This window comes from Streptomyces sp. SYP-A7185 (assembly GCF_046103685.1).
In the GTDB taxonomy this organism is placed as follows: domain Bacteria; phylum Actinomycetota; class Actinomycetes; order Streptomycetales; family Streptomycetaceae; genus Streptomyces.
On the sequence record NZ_CP122310.1, the window covers coordinates 7,680,935 to 7,696,731 of the forward strand.

A 15,797-nucleotide genomic window follows, 5' to 3' on the forward strand; every position below is an offset into this window, starting at 1 on the left:
GTCAGATCCCCTTCAGAACCGTGTCGGTGGTGGTGACGACCGCGCACCGGCCCGCGGCGTACCGCAGCGCCATGTCGTGCTCCTCGCGCGAGAAGTCGGCGACGGCGTCCGCGACCACGAAGGCCTGCACGTCGCGCATCCACGCGTCGCAGGCCGTCATCAGGACGCCGATGTGCGCGTACACGCCGACGACGACGAGCTGGTCGCGGCCCGTCTCACGCATGCGCTGCTCCAGGTCGGTGCGGACGTACGCGCTGTACTTCCACTTCGTGAGCACCGTGTCGCCGGGCTCCGGCGCGACCGGGCCCGCGATGGCCTTGGCGTGCTCGTCGTCGGGCAGCCCCGGCCCCCAGAAGTCCTGCTGGAGACCGCGCTCGGCCGGCGACTGACCGCCGGGCTGCGCGGAGTAGATGACGGGAATGCCGGACGCGCGGGCCGCCTTCGCCAGCTCGCCGACGTTGGAAAGCAGTTCCGTGGTCGGCGAGGTGTCGGGGGTGTAGGCGGTCAGGAAGTGGTTTTGCAGGTCATGGACGAGCAGCACCGCCCGCTGCGGGTCGATGGTCCAGGAGACCCGGTTCGCGGGCAGCTCCTCGGGGGAGGGCATCGGGTACGGCGTGACGGCGGGGAGCGCCATGGTGGGGGCCTTTCGGGAAACGCGGGGTAGCTGGGTGGATCGGGGTGGCGCCGGGCGGGGCCGGCCGCGCGGGGGTCGCCCGCGCGGAGGTCAGCTGCCCGGAGCGGCGGCGGTCGTCCGCTGGTCCTTCTTGCTGATCTTGCCGATGCCGGTCTGCGGGAAGGCGGTCACGAACTCGACCCGGTCGGGCACCTTGTACGCGGCCAGGCCCCGCTCCCGCACGAACTTCTTGATGACGACGGGCTTCAGGGGTCCGGCGTCCGCGCGCAGGATCACGTACGCGAGGGTCCGCTCGCCGAGGTACTCGTCGGGGACGGCGACGACCGACACGTCGTGGACGTGGGGGTGGGCGAGGATGATGTTCTCGACCTCCTCCGGCGCGATCTTCTCGCCGCCGCGGTTGATCTGGTCCTTCGCCCGGCCCTCCACCACCAGGTGCCCGGTGGGGGTGCGGCTGACGATGTCGCCGGTGCGGTAGAAGCCGTCAGCGGTGAAGGAGCGGGCGTTGTGCTCGGGCGCGCGCCAGTAACCGCGGATCGTGTACGGGCCGCGGGTCAGCAGATGGCCCGCCTCGCCGTCCGGCACGGCCTGGTCGAGGTCGTCGACGATGCGGATCTCGTCGTCGGGAGAGATCGGGCGGCCCTGGGTGGTGACGATCGTCTCCGCCGGGTCGTCCAGACGCGTGTAGTTGACCAGGCCCTCGGCCATCCCGAAGACCTGCTGGAGGGTGCAGCCGAGCGCGGGGGCGACCCGGCGCGCGGCCGACTCGCTGAACTTCGCGCCGCCCACCAGGAGCACTTCCAGGCTGGAGATGTCGTACGGCGTGGAGCGCCCCGCGTCCGTCCAGACCAGGGCCAGCGGCGGGACGAGCCCGGTGATGGTCACCCGCTCGCGCTCGATGAGCGGGAACGCGGTGTCCGGGTCGGGCCGCGGGCACATCACCACGCGGCCGCCCGCGTACAGCAGACCCAGCGAACCGGGCGACGACAGCGGGAAGTTGTGGGCCGCGGGCAGCGCCACGAGGTAGACGGAGTCCTCCGTCACGCCGCAGATCTCGTTCGAGCCCCACAGCGAGTACATGTAGTCGTCGTGGGTGCGGGGGATCAGCTTCGGTACGCCGGTGCTGCCGCCCGACAGCTGGAGGAACGCGAGGTCGGACGGCTCGGGGCCGTCGATCTCCACCGGCTCGCGCGGCACGTCCGCCAGGGCGGTGTGCTCGCCCGGGTCGCCCACCACGAACACATGGCGCAGGGTGGGCACTTCGGCGCGGACCTTGGCCGCGAGGTCGCGGTGGTCGAAGCCGCCGGCCCGGTCCGGGATGACGTAGGCGACGGCCTCGGTGAACGCGCAGAAGTAGTGGATCTCCGTCTCGCGGTGCGCGGGCAGCGCGAAGACCGGCAGGGCGCCGATCCGGAACAGCGCGAAGATCACCTCGAAGAACTCGGCGACGTTCGGCAGCTGGACGACGACCCGGTCACCCTTGCCGATGCCGCGCGCCAGGAACCCGGCCGCCAACTGGTCGGCGCGCACGTCGAGTTCGCCGTACGTCCAGTTGCGCTCCCCGTCGGTGACCGCGACCCGGGCGGGGTGCGCGTCGGCGCGCTCGCGGAGCATGCCGCCGAAGGTCTCGCCGCGCCAGTAGCCCGCGGCGCGGTACCGCTCGGCGAACACCTCCGGGATGGGCGGTGCGTCGGTGCGCGTGTCCGTCGTCGTCATCGGTCGACCCCCACCGCGTCCAGGAACGTACGGAACTTGGCGCCCGTCTCGGCGCGTTCGGCCTCCGGCGAGGAGTCGGCCACGACGCCCGCGCCCGCGAAGAGCCGCAGCCGTCCGCCGCTCTCCGTCTCCTCGGCCTCGGCGCAGCGGATCGTGACGACCCACTCGCCGTCGCCGCGCGCGTCGCTCCAGCCCACCATGCCGGTGTAGTGCCCGCGGCCGAAAGGCTCCAGCTCGCCGATCACGTCACGGGCGTGCCCGGTGGGGGTACCGCAGACGGCCGGAGTGGGGTGCAGGGCGGTGGCCAGCTCCAGGGCGGAGGTGGCCGGTTCGGCCAGCTCGCCGGTGACGGTCGTCGACAGGTGCCACATGGTGGCGGTGCGCACCAGGGTGGGCCGCTCCGGCACCTCCAGGTCGGTGCAGAACGGGGCGAGCGCCTTGTGCACGGCGTCCACGACGACGGCGTGCTCGTGCAGGTCCTTCGCCGATTCGAGCAGCGCGGCGGCCCGGCGCACGTCCTCGGCGAGGTCCGCCGAGCGGGGCGTCGAACCGGCCAGCGGGTTGGCGGTCAGGCGGTTGCCGTGCCGGGAGACGAGCAGCTCCGGGCTGGCGCCGAGCAGGGTGCGGCCCTCGCCCGAGGGCACGGCGAAGGAGTAACCGTGCGGGTCGCGCCGGGCAAGGCGCTGGAGCATCGCGGGCAGGTCGAGCGGGCCGCCCGATGAGGGCGTGGACAGCTCCAGGGTGCGGGCGAGGACGACCTTGTCGAACTCACCGCTCTTCATACGCGCCACCGCCGCCTCGACCGACGCGGCGTACTCCGCGCCCGAGGGGACCTCGCGCACCTGCCAGCCGCCGGCCGTGGCGGGCGGCGGGGTGGGCAGGGCCACGAGCGGGTCGGTGCGCAGGGCGGGCGCCCAGCGGGCCGCTTCGGGCACGGCGAGGACGGCGGGCTCGGCCGGGTCGAAGGGGATGGAGCCCACCACGACCGGAGCCTGGTTGCCCGCGCGCACCTGCGCGTCGAGGGTGGCGGCGACCCGCTCGGCCAACGGCCGCTCGTCGTGCGGCACTTCGGCGGCCGTGCCGTGGGCGAGGAGGGTACGGGTGGGCGACGCGAAGAACCGGGTGTCGCCGGGTCGGTAGGCGTCGAGCAGCGCGGTCGCCGCGCCGACGGCCCCGGGGGTGGTGGGGGCGGCGACTGCGACCACGTCGTTGGGGGGTGTCACGGATGACTCCTCGTCAAGTAGGGGAGGGCGGCGCGGCTTTCAGGCGCGCAGGGTGGCGCCGCCGTCCACGTACAGGTCGTGCAGGGTGATGTGCCTGGCCCGGTCGGAGACCAGGAAGGCGACCGCGTCGGCGATGTCGGAGGGGTCGGCGATCCGGCCGAGCGGAATGCCGACCCGGTAGGAGTCCGGGTCGCCGTCGATGACGCGGGCCGCGGCCTGCTCGTGGTCGCCCGTCCACAGCTGCCGCTGCATGTCGGTGTGGGTGGAACCGGGCGACACGACGTTGCAGCGCACGCCGTCGCGGGCGACTTCGAGGCCGAGGCACTTGGTGAACATCGTGGCAGCGGCTTTGGACGCGGCGTACGCGGCCAGCTGGGTGCGCGGCACCCCGGCGGCGTTCGAGCCGACCGTCACGATGGAGCCCTTGCCCCGCGCGGTCATGCGGCGGGCCGCCGCGCGCGAGGTGTGGAAGACGCCGTTGGTGTTGACGGCGAAGGTCTCCGCCCAGTCGGTGTCGGTGAGGTCGACGACCGGGGCGGGCCGCAGGATGCCCGCCACGTTCACGAGGACGTCCAACGGCCCGACGGTGCGCTCGATGTCGTCGATCGCCGCGTCCACGGCTGCCGCGTCGGTGACGTCGAGGACCAGGCCGGTGACGGGACCGTCCGTCGGCTGGTTCTTGACGTCGGGCGAGCGGTCGGCGGCCACGACCCGCGCGCCGCGCTCGGCGAGCGCGCGGGCCACGGCCTGTCCGATGCCCCGGCCCGCGCCGGTGACCAGGGCCACCCGGCCCGCGAGCTCGGGGTCGGTTATGCCGGAGGTCACTTGCCCATCGCCTTCTCGACGTCCTCCAGGACGGAGACGGCGGCCTGCGCGCCACCCAGGCTGGTCCACTTCGAACCGTCGATCTCGGTGGTGTGGTCCTCCTTGACCGCGTCGAGCTGCTTGTACGCGGCCTTGCCCTTCAGCTCCTTGAAGAGGTCGGCGTCCGGACCGGTGGAGCCGAGGGTGCCGATGAACAGCCAGTCGCCGTCGATCTGCTTCAGGTCCTCGTCGCTGAGCGGCGTCGAGTGGCCCTCGCCCTTCTTGTTCTGGATGCCGGGCCGCTTGAAGCCGAGGTCCTTCAGGACGTCGGAGATGAACACGCCCTGCTGCATGACGGCGGTGCCCTTGGCGGAGTAGCGCGCCACGGAGACGCTCGCGCCCGCGTTGTCGCCGAGGTTCTTCTGCACGGCGGCGGCCTTGGTGTCGTAGTCCTTGAGGAACGCGCTCGCCTCGTTGGACTTGCCGAGCACCTTGCCGGTGATCTCCAGGGACTTCTTCCAGTCCTTGGTTCTGTCGATCGTGACGACCGTCGGGGCTATCTCCTTGAGCTGCTTGAGGACCTGCTGGTCGGCGAGCTGCCCGGCGAGGATGACGTCCGGCTTGGCCTGGAGGACCTTCTCCAGGTCGGGGCCGGTGACCGCGCCGACCACCGGGATGCCCTTGGCCTGGTCGGCCAGGTACTCGGGGGCACCCTTCTGGCCGCGGCCCGCGGAGAGCCCGACGGGCTTGACCTTCAGGGCGAGAGCGGAGTCCAGGTCCATCTCGCTCAGCGCGACGACCTTCTCGGGGTTGGCCGGAACCTTTACCTCCGCACCGGAGGCGTCGGTGACGGTGACGGCCTTCGCGGCGTTCTTGGCCTTGCTGCCGGAGTCGGAGTCGTCGGACGAGTCCGAACCGCAGGCGGAGAGGGTGAGGGCGGAGGCCAGGGTGAGGGCCGCGACCGCGGTCAGCCGAGTGCGCGGGGAGTGGTTCGAGGACATGTCCGTGATCTCCATGCTTCAGAGTCCGGGGGTCAGGCCGGACATAAGGGTTATCCCTGGCCGCGTCGGGGCATGACGAATCGCCCCTGAAAGCACAGGGAGTTCGCCGCCACCCCGACTCGGGGCTCCAAGTCAAGGTTAGGTTAGGCTAACTTCATGTTGGTTGCGCAAGGGGGGCCGGTCCCAACGTCCGGATCCAGACCTCCGATACCGGACTTGGCGAAGATGCATCGCCCCACGCTGTGGGCGGCCGCCGCCCTCGTCGTCCTGCTCTTGTCGCTCGGCCTGCTGTCGCTCCTGGTGGGGTCCGGGTCGACGCCCATGGGCCGCGCCTGGGACTTCCTCACCGGAGATCCGTCGGCGCGGGCCGACGCCCAGATACGGCTCGCCGTCATGGACGTACGCCTCCCGCGCACGCTCGCCGGCGCCTTGGTCGGCGTCGCCCTCGGCGCCGCCGGCTGCCTCCTTCAGGCCGTCACGCGCAACCCGCTCGCCGAGACCGGCCTCCTCGGGGTCAACTCGGGCGCGGCGCTGGGCGTCGTGATCGGCCTCACCTACTTCCAGGTGACCTCGGCGTACGGCGTGTTGGTGTGGGCCCTGGCCGGCGGCATGGCCGCGAGCGCCGTGGTGCTGCTGCTGGCCGCGTCCGGCCGGGCCGCGGGCTCGCCGCTGCGGCTCGTCCTCGCCGGATCGGCGCTCGGCGCGACCTTCCACGGCATGACGTCGTACGTCCTCCTGGGCGAGCAGGCCACCTTCGACACCTACCGCTACTGGACCATCGGCTCGCTCGCCGGGATCAAGACCTCCGAGACATACCCCCTGATCCCGCTGATCGCGGCCGGGCTCCTGATCGCCTTCTGCTGCGTACGCCCGCTCGCCGCCCTGGCGCTCGGCGACGACAGCGCGCGCTCCCTGGGCCACCACCCGGGGCGCATCCGCCTGACCGTCGCCGCGGCCGTGACCCTCCTCGCGGGCTCCGCGGTGGCCCTCGCCGGGCCCATCGCCTTCCTCGGCCTGCTCGCCCCCTACGCGGCGCGGGCCGTGACCGGCCCCCGGATGGCGGGCCAGTTGGTGCTCTCCGCGCTCGTCGCGGCGAACGTGATGATCGCCGCGGATCTCCTCGCCCGGATCGTGATCCGCCCCTGGGAGACCCCGGTCAGCGTGCTCCTCGCCTTCATCGGCGGCCCGTTGCTGATCTGGATCGCCCGCTCGCAGCGGATGTCCACGGCGGGGGTCACGACGTGAGCACCCACGAGGCACCAGAGTCCTCGGAAGCGACCGGGCCCACGCAGCCGACCGAGGCCGACATCACGCCGCCCGACTCCACCGCCGTACGCGTCGGGACCCTCTCCTGGCTCTTCCCGCACCGCAGCGCCCTGGCCGCCGTCGGGCTCACGCTGGTGATCGCGGCGGTCGTCTCGCTCGCCACCTTCGCCAGCTCCACCGGGATGAGCTTGTCCGACAGCCTCTCCGGCCTGCTCGGAACCGGCGACTCCGCCACCGTCATGCTCGTCCAGGACTTCCGCCTCCCGCGGATCGCCGTGGGCCTGATGGTCGGCGCGGCGCTCGGCGTCGCGGGCTGCCTGACCCAGACGCTCGCCGGGAACCGGCTCGCCACCCCCGACCTCATCGGCGTCAACGAGGGGGCCACCGCGGCCGTCGTCGCCTCCGTCGTCGGTTCGTCCACCGGCATGATCGGCGACTGGTGGCTGGGGCCGCTGGGGGCCGCCGCCGCGGCCATGGTCGTCGTTGCCTGCGCCGGCGGCGCGGGCAGCGGCGGATACCGCATCCTGGTCGTCGGCATCGGCGTCTCCACCGTGATCGGTGCCGTCACCGACCTCGTCATGTCCCGCGAGAACGACAACACCGCGGGCGGCGTCTTCCTCTGGACCGTCGGCTCGCTCAGCGGCCGGGACTGGAGCGTCGGCACCCCCCTGTCGATCGTCCTGCTCGTCCTGGTCCCGCTCTCCCTCGTCGCCGGGAGCCGCCTCCAACTCCTGCGCTTCGACGACGACATGGCGGCCACCCTCGGCGTGAACGTCCGCCGCGTGCGGGCGGTCACCCTCGCGCTCGCCGTGGCCCTGTCCGGCGTCGCCGTCGGCATCGGCGGCCCGATCGCCTTCGTCGCGCTCGCCGCACCCGTCGTCGCCACCCGGCTCAGCGGCCCGACCCGCGTCCCGGTCATCGGCTCGGCCCTGGTCGGCGCGGCCCTCGTGGGCGCCGCCGACGCGCTCGGCCGGGTCGTCGCCCCCGTGGAGATCCCCGTCGGCGTCATCACCAGCGTCCTGGGCGGACCCTTCCTCCTGTGGGTCCTCTTCGGCAAGAACTCCGAGCAGCAGACCGGAAAGGCCTGACCCCGTGCAACTGACCGTCGAGGCGCTCACCTCCGGCTACCCCGGCCACACGGCCGCCGTGGACGGCGTCGACCTGACCATCCCCAGCGGACAGGTCGCCGCCATCGTCGGCCCGAACGGCTGCGGGAAATCGACGCTGCTGCGTTCCGTCTCCCGCCTCCACAAGCCGAGTTCGGGCACGGTGCGCGCCGGCGACGAGGACGTGTGGCGGCTCACGCAGCGCCGCGCGGCCCACCGCATCGCGCTGCTCGCCCAGTCGCCGCAGGCCCCCGAGGCGGTCACCGTCGCCGGACTCGTCCGCTACGGCCGCCATCCCCACCAGGGTCTGTTCCGCCAGTGGTCGCGCGAGGACGAGGCCGCGGTGCGCGAGGCCCTGGAGGCCACCGGCACCACGGAGCTCGCCGCGCGCCGGCTCGACCACCTCTCCGGCGGCCAGCGGCAGCGCTGCTGGCTCGCCATGGTCCTCGCCCAGCAGACGCCGATCGTGCTCCTGGACGAACCGACGAGCGCCCTGGACCTCGGGCACGCCGTCGAAGTCCTCTCCCTGGTCAGGGAGGTGGCCGCCGCGGGCCGCACGGTCGTCATGGTCCTGCACGACCTGGCGAGCGCCGCGCGGTACGCCGACACCGTCATCGCCATGAACGCGGGCAAGGTCGTCGCGAACGGCCCGGCCCGCGAGGTGGTGACCGCCGAGCTGGTCAAGGAGCTGTACGGCATCGACGCGGACATCCTGTCGGCGCCGGGCGACGGCTCCCCGGTGGTCGTGCCGTCGGCGAAGGCGGTCACGGATGCCACTACGAAGGCGGCGGTGACGAAACCGCCGACCGGCTGACGGCGAAGTCCGCGGCCGTCCACGCGAGCCCCACGGCCCCGTCGACCATGGCCTGTTCGGCCACCGGTGTGGCGGCCGCGGCGGCGAACTCCGGCTGGTGCGGGCCGCAGCCGCCCCCGCTGATGTCGAGCACGGGGTGGATCGACGGCACGACGTGCGAGACGTTGCCCATGTCCGTGGAGGCGAAGGGCCCGCGCCGCTGCGGTTCGGGCCGGCCGAGGGCGCGGGCGTTCGCCTCCCACAGCGCGACGAGTCCGGCGTCGGACCGGAAGTCGAGGTAGTCGGGCGCGGGCTGTTCCAGCTCCACCGAGCACCCGGCCGCGAGCGCGCCCGCCCGGAAGCAGTCCGCCACCCGTTCCCGCAGCTCGCGCAGGTCCTCCACCGACGGGGTCCGCAGCGCGTACGCGGCGCTCGCCCGTTCGGGAATCGCGTTGAGCGCGGTCCCGGCCCCGGTGGTGATCCCGTGCACCTTCCACTCCCCGGGCAGCTGCTGCCGGAGCAGCCCGAGGGCGACCTGCGCCACGGTCAGCGCGTCGGCCGCGTTCCGCCCGTCCTGCGGGTTGAGCGCGGCGTGCGCGGACTTGCCCGTGTACTCCACCGAGAGCGCCCCCATCGCGTACGAGCGGAAGTCGGCGACCTCGAACGGACACGGGTGGACCATCATCGCCGCGTCGACCCCCTTGAAGGCCCCGGCGTCCAGCAGCAGCGCCTTCCCGGCCCCGCTTTCCTCGGCAGGGGTGCCCAACACCCGTACGGTGAGGCCCAGTTGATCGACGAAGGGAGCAAGCCCGAGAGCGGCCCCCACCCCGGCCGCCGCGATCAGATTGTGCCCGCAGGCGTGCCCCATGCCGGGCAGCGCGTCGTACTCACAGGTCAGCGCGACGGTCACGGGACCCGATCCCATCGTCGCCTCGAAGGCGGTCTCAAGCCCATGGGCAGGCGCCGTCACCGCGAACCCGTGCCCGCGCAGCACCTCGGCACACCACCCGGCGGCCCGCCGCTCCTCGAACGCGATCTCGGGATGCCCGTGAATCCGTCGGCTGAGCCCGACAAGCTCCTCCCGCACCTCCCCGACCCGAGCCCGGATCTCCTCCTTGACCTGCTCCACCGCACCCACCCCACCATCTCCTCACCACACGCCCACCTCTGCCGGGCCAGCTTAGGGCGGCGCGGCCCGGACCCCGGGGCACCGCCCCCGGGCGACACCGCCGGGTGGCTGCCAAGACGTCGAAAAAACTTGAGAAATGCGCGTGGGTTGTGGGGCGGGTGGTGCATATAACCATCATGGGAGACCCATCGGCGACACCGAACAGGCCGCATGCCCGCGACTGTTGCCCCGGCGTGCCGGACACCGAGGTCCGTGACCGTGTCAGCGCGCACGGATACAGAGTCCTGCTGGGCCAGATCCGTTCACGGCGGATCTACGAAGCGTGCCGCGGAGTATGGCCCCACATCTCACCGACCTTCGACGAGCTGGAGACCCTGCGCGCTTCGGCCGACGAGCGCCACGCCCTGGCCAGCCAGACCCTCATCGCGGTCCTGGAACAGCGGGTCCAGCCATGGGACACGTGGGACGCGGGCAAGGGCGCCGCGCTGGAGACCTGGTTCGTGGGCGCGCTCCACCTGCAATTCCCGACGGTGTTCGAACGGTGGCGGAAGGCCCGCCTACGCCGGCTCGACGAGCACGAAGCCTGCGCCGCGGTCATCGCCGCCAAGGGCGCTCCCGCCGACCCCGCCCTCGGGGCCGTCACCCGAGACGAGTTGGAGCGGGCCCTGCGCACGGCCGAGCCCGAGGTCCGCTCCGTGCTGGCCCTCGTGGCCGCCGGCTACCGGCACGACGAGATCGCCGACCACCTGCGGCTCAGCGAGCGTGCCGTCGAGGGGCGGATCTACCGCTTCCGCAGAAGCATGCGGAACCCGGTGCGGGGGACCGGCAAGAAGAGCACGCCCTGACCGGCCCTCGGAGCCGTTGTCCTGTACGCCCATCCGAACACGGTCCCGGGCGGGGGCACCAGGCCAAGCCGCTTCGCGGTCGCGCAAGCGCGAGCCTGGTGCCCCCGCCCAGAACCGTGCGGAGTGGGGCGTGCAGGACAACGACCCCCGAGGGCCGGTGACCGGGCAACCGCGTGACCGTCCTCAGGGGTCCATGGCACCACCACCAGTCGAAGCCCCGCCTCAAGCAGGCGGGGCTTCGTCGTTTTCCGACTCCCCGGAGGGACCGCAGATGAGCTCCAAGAACACCCAGTCGCCCACTCCGCCGTTTTTCGAACTGCGCATCGGTGGCATGAGCGTGACGATCCAGCAGGTGCCGTACCGCCTGGTCGCCCTGGCCGCCGCGGTCGTGGGACCGCTCGCGGGCGCGAGCTGGTTCGCCCGCTGACATGACCCAGAAGCCGAGGACCCGGGGCCCTCCCGGGCCCCGGGGCCCGCCCGGGCCCCGGGGCCCGCCGGCCCGCAAGCGCGCGGCGGGACTGGGGGTTCAGATGGGCAGGAGGTGGGCGATCAGGGTGCTGAGTTGGTGGGCGTTGCGGCACTCGTGCATGTCCACCAGGCCGGCGTACGTGCCCGCCGCCGAGTCGCCCGTCTGCCACTGGGCCCGGCGTTCCGGGTTGAGCCAGTACACCTTGCGGGCGCGCGAGGCGAGCGTGCGCAAGGCCGGGATGTTCGGGTCGCTCATGTTCGTGCGGGCGTCTCCGAGCACGAAGACCGTGGAGCGCGAGGTGACCGCGTCGGCGTAGCGCTCGGTGAACTCGCCGAGGGAGGAGCCGTAGTCGCTGCTGCCGTGGTAGCCGGTGACCGCCGCTCCCGAGATGATGCGGCCGCTCAGGCCCTCGGGGTCGGCCGTGCCGCGCGCGATGAGGTCGGTCACCTCGTCGACGCGGTTGACGAACGCGAAGACCCGCACCTTGCTGAACTGGTCGTGCAGCGCCTGGACCAGCAGCATCGTGAAGTGGGCGAAGCCCGCCACCGAGCCCGACACGTCACACAGGAGGACCAGCTCGGGGCGCGCCGGGCGGCGGCGCCGCAGGACCGGGCGCATCGGGATGCCGCCCGTCGACAGCGAACCGCGCAGGGTCCTGCGCAGGTCGATCTGGCCACGGGCGGCGCGACGGCGGCGCGCGGCCAGGCGTGTCGCCAGTTTGCGGGCCAGCGGCTGGACCGCCCTGCGCAGTTCGTCTAGCTGCGCGCGGCCCGCGACGAGGAAGTCGACCCGGTCGGCGGTCGGGGCGATGGCCCGCCGCGCGATCTCGTCCGCGCCGCGCCGCTCGGCGATGCGCCGCCGCGCCTCGGTGCGCACCTCGTCGCGGAAGCTCTCGATACGGCGGCGGATCTCGTCGGCGGCGAGGCGGTCGGTGAACCCGCCCTCGCCCGGGGAGCCGCCCTCGCCCGCGGAGCCGCTCTCGGCCGCTCCCCGGCGCATGCCGGCCAGGACGCGCGCCAGCAGCGTCTCCGGGCGGAGCCGGGACAGCGTCTGGTGCGAGGACCAGCCGTCCGAGCCGCCGGTACCCCCCGAGCCCGGCCGCGTCCCGTACCCGCCCATGCCGTCGACCGCCTCGGCCGCCAACTGGGCGAGCAGCGCCCGGTCGTTGGCGGCGAGCGCGGCGGCGAGCCGGTCGCGTAGATCGTCCCGGTCGAACTCCCGGCCCGGGGCGGACCCGGGACCGGAGCCCGCGCGTACGTCCGGAGCGCCGACGCCGCGCGGGAAGTACAGGTCGAAGACGGGGTCGAACACCGGCCGCTGCCCCTCGCCGTGCAGCAGCGCCGCGGCCAGCCCCTCCCGCACCCGCTCCCGGTCGGCCAGACCGAGGGCCTCGATCGCCTGCCCGGCGTCCACCGTCTCGCCCGTACCGATCCGGATCCCGTGCGCGCGCAGTGCCTGTACGAGCGCGGTGAGCCGCTCCGGAACCCCGGTGGCCGGCGCGGTCACACGGCGTCCAGATCCAGCTTGGCCGCCGCCTTCAGCACGTCCTCCTGGTGCTTGAGGACGACGCCGAGGCTGTCGCGCACGACGTCCTCGTCCAGGGAGTCGGCGCCGAGCGCGAGGAGCGTACGGGCCCAGTCGATGGTCTCCGCGACCGACGGCACCTTCCGCAGGTCCATCGCGCGCAGCGCGCCGACCACACGGACGACGGACCGGGCCAGCGCCTCGTCGAGTCCGGGCACCTTCAGACGCACGATGCGGCGCTCCAACTCCTCGTCGGGGAAACCGATGTGGAGGAAGAGGCAGCGGCGGCGCAGCGCCTCGGACAGCTCGCGGCTCGCGTTCGAGGTGAGGACGGTGAAGGGGCGGCGTGTCGCGGTGATGGTGCCGAGCTCCGGGACCGTGACCTGGAAGTCGCTCAGGACCTCCAGGAGCAGCCCCTCCACCTCGACGTCCGCCTTGTCGGTCTCGTCGATGAGGAGCACCTTCGGCTCGCTGCCGCGGATGGCGGTCAGCAGCGGGCGCGGCAGCAGGAACTCCTCGCTGAAGATGTCCGTGCGCGTCTCGTCCCAGGTCTCGTCGCGCCCCGCGGTGATGCGCAGGAGCTGCTTGGCGTGGTTCCACTCGTAGAGCGCGCGGGACTCGTCCACGCCCTCGTAGCACTGGAGCCGGACGAGCCGGGCGTCCGCCACCTCGGCGACGGCCTTGGCGAGCTCGGTCTTGCCGACGCCCGCGGGGCCCTCCACGAGCAGCGGCTTGCCGAGCCGGTCGGCCAGGAAGACGGTGGTGGCGACGGCCGTCGAGGCCAGATATCCCGTCCCGGCGAGCCGGGTGGCGACATCGTCCACGGATGTGAAGAGCAACGGGGCCTCCGGCCTTGCGGGTACGAGGTGACGGTTGCACTCGATCAGTCCTCCGGGCCGCTCCACAACGGGGGCGCCGCGTTTGCGTCGAACGTCACGTGGTGGCGCCGGCACCCACCGCGGTCTGCTGAGTCCCGTTCCGAGACCCACCGGGCCCGGCGGTCTTTCTCGTATCCTTGCGGCATGAGGCGGACCTCCTTTGCCGACTGGCCCTGCTCCATCGCGCGCACCATGGATCTGCTGGGCGACTGGTGGACGCCGCTGGTGCTGCGCGAGGCGTTCTACGGGATCAAGCGGTTCGACGTCTTCCAGCAGGAGCTGGGCATCGCGCGCAACACCCTGACCGACCGGCTGCGCCGCCTGGTCGACGAGGGCCTCATGGAGAAGCGCGCCTACCAGAGCGAGCCGGTGCGCTACGACTACGTGCTCACCGAGAAGGGCCGCGACTTCTTCGGCGTGCTCGCCGTGATGAACAGCTGGGGCAACCGCTGGCTGAGCGGCGACGAGGGCGCGCCGGTCGTCTTCGAGCACGACCGCTGCGGGCACGAGAGCGAGGCCGAGGTGGTCTGCGGCCACTGCAAGGAGCCGATGTCGGCCGCCGACACGCATCCGCGGCTCGGCCCCGGCTACCCGGCGCGGCTCGCCGAACGGCCGGACATCCGGGAGCGCTTCACCCGCTGAATCCCCGCGTCACCGTCGGGGGCTCAACCCTTGACGAGTGAGTCTATCTACGCAACTCTCGTGGTCAGCGACTACAGAGAGGCGAACCACGATGGAGTGGACAGGCGCGCGCTACGCGGACAGGCCGACGGTCGAGGTGCGCACACGGATCGCCGCGTCACCCGAACGCGTGTGGGAGCTCGTCTCCGACATCGGCCTGATGCCCGCGCTGAGCGCGGAGCTGCGGTCGGTCGAGTGGCTGGACGGGGCGACCTGGCCCGTGCCCGGCGCCCGGTTCGCCGGCCGCAGCGAGCACCCGTCGCTCGGCGCCTGGCAGACCACGTCGTACGTCGTGGAGTGCGCGGCCCCGCGCGTGTTCGCCTGGGCGGTCGAGGACCCCGAACGGCCGAGCGCCGTCTGGCGGTTCACCCTCGCGGCGACGGACGACGGCGGCACCGAGCTGACCCAGTGGATGCAGATGGGCCCGGGCCGCTCGGGGCTGTCGTACGCCATCGACCGGATGCCGGAGAAGGAGCAGAAGATCGTGTACGTACGGATGCGGGAGTTCGAGCAGAACATGACGGCCACGCTGGACGCGATCAAGAAGCTGGCCGAGGGGGCGGCTCCCGGAGGCGGGGGCGTCGCTCCTGGGGCCGAAGGGGTCGCTTTCGGAGAGGCGGGCGCGTGATGCGTACGTCGACGACCGTCGAGGCGTCCGGGGCGAACTGGCGGGAGACGGTCGACTTCGTCACCGAGGCCGAGAAGCTGGGGATGGACATCTGCTGGGTGGCGGAGGCCTGGGGCTCCGAAGCGCCTTCCCCGCTCGGTTACTTGGCCGCCCGCACCGAACGCTTGCTGCTCGGCTCCGGCATCATCCAGCTCGCGACCCGGACCCCCGCGGCCATCGCCCGCGCGGCGATCACCCTCTCGAACATCTCCGACGGCCGTTTCCTCCTCGGGCTCGGCGCGTCGGGGCCGCAGGTGATCGAAGGCCTGCACGGTGTGCCGTTCGCTCGGCCGCTGACCCGTATGCGGGAGACCGTGGAGATCATCCGCCAGGCGGCCACGGGCGGAAAAATCTCGTACGCGGGCCGGGAGTTCACCCTGCCGCTGCCCGGCGGCGAGGCGAAGCCGATGCGTCTGTCCATGCGCGCCGAGCACGAACTCCCCATTTACCTCGCCACCCTCTCGCCCAAGATGCTCCGCCTGACCGGAGAGATCGCGGACGGCTGGCTGGGCACCAGTTTCGTCCCCGAGGGCGCGAAGGAGGCCTACTTCGACCACCTCGACGCGGGCCTGGCCGCTTCCGGCCGCACCCGGGGGGAGCTGAACATCTGCCAGGGCGCCGAAGTGGCCTTCGCCGAGGACGAGGACGCCCTGCGCACGATGGTCGCGAGCCGCAAGAAGGAGCTCGCCTTCAGCCTGGGCGGCATGGGCTCCGCCAGCACCAACTACTACAACAACGCCTACAGCAGGCAGGGTTGGGCCGACATCGCGGCGGAGGTCCGCACCCGCTGGCAGTCCGGCGACCGGGACGGCGCCGCCGGCCTGGTCACCGACGAGATGGTCCTCGCCACCACCCTCATCGGCACGGAGGACATGGTCCGCGACCGGCTGAGGGTGTGGCGCACGGCGGGCGTGAACACGGTTCGCTTCTATCCGGCGGGCGACAGCCTGGAGGCGCGGCTCACGACCCTGGGACGGGCCATCGAGCTGGTGCGGGAGGTGGAGGAGCGGGAGGTGGCGGGGCGGGAGTAGGGAACTGCCGCAGCGGGGCGCGGCGGGAAT

General features: G+C 72.7%; 16 protein-coding genes. 8 read left to right on the forward strand and 8 right to left on the reverse strand.

The genetic code is table 11. From position 1 onward, the window contains the following. Position 1: 1 nt before the first annotated feature. The 5 genes from QBL25_RS33665 to QBL25_RS33685 all read right to left on the reverse strand — a co-directional run bounded on the left by QBL25_RS33665 (position 2) and on the right by QBL25_RS33685 (position 5,378). The gene (locus tag QBL25_RS33665) at positions 2-634 is read right to left on the reverse strand and encodes an isochorismatase family protein (protein WP_409060718.1); all 633 of its coding nucleotides are present in this window, start codon (positions 632-634) and stop codon (positions 2-4) included. A gap of 90 nt (positions 635-724) precedes the next feature. Continuing rightward, a complete protein-coding gene (locus QBL25_RS33670; RefSeq protein ID WP_409060719.1) occupies positions 725-2,350 on the reverse strand; it encodes a (2,3-dihydroxybenzoyl)adenylate synthase in 1,626 nt (541 codons plus the stop codon). Next, positions 2,347-3,573: an isochorismate synthase DhbC gene (gene dhbC, locus QBL25_RS33675; protein WP_409060720.1), complete on the reverse strand. Its 1,227-nt coding sequence runs from the start codon at positions 3,571-3,573 to the stop codon at positions 2,347-2,349. The genes QBL25_RS33670 and dhbC overlap by 4 nt, the downstream gene beginning before the upstream one ends. A gap of 39 nt (positions 3,574-3,612) precedes the next feature. Next, on the reverse strand, positions 3,613-4,398 hold the full coding sequence (locus QBL25_RS33680; RefSeq protein WP_409060721.1) for a 2,3-dihydro-2,3-dihydroxybenzoate dehydrogenase: 786 nt from the start codon (positions 4,396-4,398) through the stop codon (positions 3,613-3,615). Continuing rightward, positions 4,395-5,378, reverse strand: a complete 984-nt coding sequence (locus tag QBL25_RS33685) for an ABC transporter substrate-binding protein (RefSeq protein WP_409060722.1) — start codon at positions 5,376-5,378, stop codon at positions 4,395-4,397. Before QBL25_RS33685 ends, QBL25_RS33680 begins: the two co-directional genes overlap by 4 nt. A gap of 225 nt (positions 5,379-5,603) precedes the next feature. On the opposite strand from QBL25_RS33685, the gene QBL25_RS33690 reads away from it, so the two are divergent. From QBL25_RS33690 to QBL25_RS33700, 3 genes are read left to right on the forward strand one after another with little or no spacing between them, the layout of a single operon-like run. Continuing rightward, complete coding sequence (locus QBL25_RS33690; protein ID WP_409062869.1) at positions 5,604-6,623, forward strand: FecCD family ABC transporter permease; 1,020 nt, start codon at positions 5,604-5,606, stop codon at positions 6,621-6,623. Next, positions 6,620-7,732 (forward strand): FecCD family ABC transporter permease, encoded by a 1,113-nt coding sequence (locus QBL25_RS33695; protein WP_409060723.1) that lies wholly within the window; start codon positions 6,620-6,622, stop codon positions 7,730-7,732. Before QBL25_RS33690 ends, QBL25_RS33695 begins: the two co-directional genes overlap by 4 nt. Before the next feature lie 4 nt (positions 7,733-7,736). Next, a complete protein-coding gene (locus QBL25_RS33700; RefSeq protein WP_409060724.1) occupies positions 7,737-8,564 on the forward strand; it encodes an ABC transporter ATP-binding protein in 828 nt (275 codons plus the stop codon). Here QBL25_RS33700 and QBL25_RS33705 read toward each other — a convergent pair. Next, positions 8,527-9,672 carry a M20 family metallopeptidase gene (locus tag QBL25_RS33705; protein ID WP_409062870.1) on the reverse strand — a complete coding sequence of 382 codons (1,146 nt, stop codon included), beginning with the start codon at positions 9,670-9,672 and terminating at the stop codon, positions 8,527-8,529. The two genes, QBL25_RS33700 and QBL25_RS33705, sit on opposite strands and share 38 nt — an antisense overlap. A gap of 233 nt (positions 9,673-9,905) precedes the next feature. Here QBL25_RS33705 and QBL25_RS33710 point away from each other — a divergent pair, with 233 nt between their 5' ends. Then, complete coding sequence (locus QBL25_RS33710) at positions 9,906-10,517, forward strand: RNA polymerase sigma factor (RefSeq protein ID WP_409060725.1); 612 nt, start codon at positions 9,906-9,908, stop codon at positions 10,515-10,517. Positions 10,518-10,788: 271 nt separating this feature from the next. Next, positions 10,789-10,944 carry a hypothetical protein gene (locus tag QBL25_RS33715; protein WP_409060726.1) on the forward strand — a complete coding sequence of 52 codons (156 nt, stop codon included), beginning with the start codon at positions 10,789-10,791 and terminating at the stop codon, positions 10,942-10,944. A gap of 99 nt (positions 10,945-11,043) precedes the next feature. On the opposite strand, the gene QBL25_RS33720 is transcribed toward QBL25_RS33715, so the two are convergent. Together QBL25_RS33720 and QBL25_RS33725 are read right to left on the reverse strand one after the other, a co-directional pair. Beyond that, a complete protein-coding gene (locus tag QBL25_RS33720) occupies positions 11,044-12,492 on the reverse strand; it encodes a vWA domain-containing protein (RefSeq protein WP_409060727.1) in 1,449 nt (482 codons plus the stop codon). Then, positions 12,489-13,349, reverse strand: a complete 861-nt coding sequence (locus QBL25_RS33725) for an AAA family ATPase (protein WP_409060728.1) — start codon at positions 13,347-13,349, stop codon at positions 12,489-12,491. Before QBL25_RS33725 ends, QBL25_RS33720 begins: the two co-directional genes overlap by 4 nt. 183 nt (positions 13,350-13,532) lie before the next feature. On the opposite strand from QBL25_RS33725, the gene QBL25_RS33730 reads away from it, so the two are divergent. From QBL25_RS33730 to QBL25_RS33740, 3 genes are all read left to right on the forward strand, one after another. Then, complete coding sequence (locus QBL25_RS33730) at positions 13,533-14,030, forward strand: winged helix-turn-helix transcriptional regulator (protein ID WP_409060729.1); 498 nt, start codon at positions 13,533-13,535, stop codon at positions 14,028-14,030. A 91-nt stretch (positions 14,031-14,121) separates the two neighbouring features. Continuing rightward, positions 14,122-14,697, forward strand: a complete 576-nt coding sequence (locus QBL25_RS33735) for an SRPBCC family protein (RefSeq protein WP_409060730.1) — start codon at positions 14,122-14,124, stop codon at positions 14,695-14,697. Beyond that, positions 14,697-15,767, forward strand: a complete 1,071-nt coding sequence (locus tag QBL25_RS33740; RefSeq protein WP_409060731.1) for an LLM class flavin-dependent oxidoreductase — start codon at positions 14,697-14,699, stop codon at positions 15,765-15,767. Before QBL25_RS33735 ends, QBL25_RS33740 begins: the two co-directional genes overlap by 1 nt. The last annotated feature ends 30 nt before the right edge of the window (positions 15,768-15,797 follow it).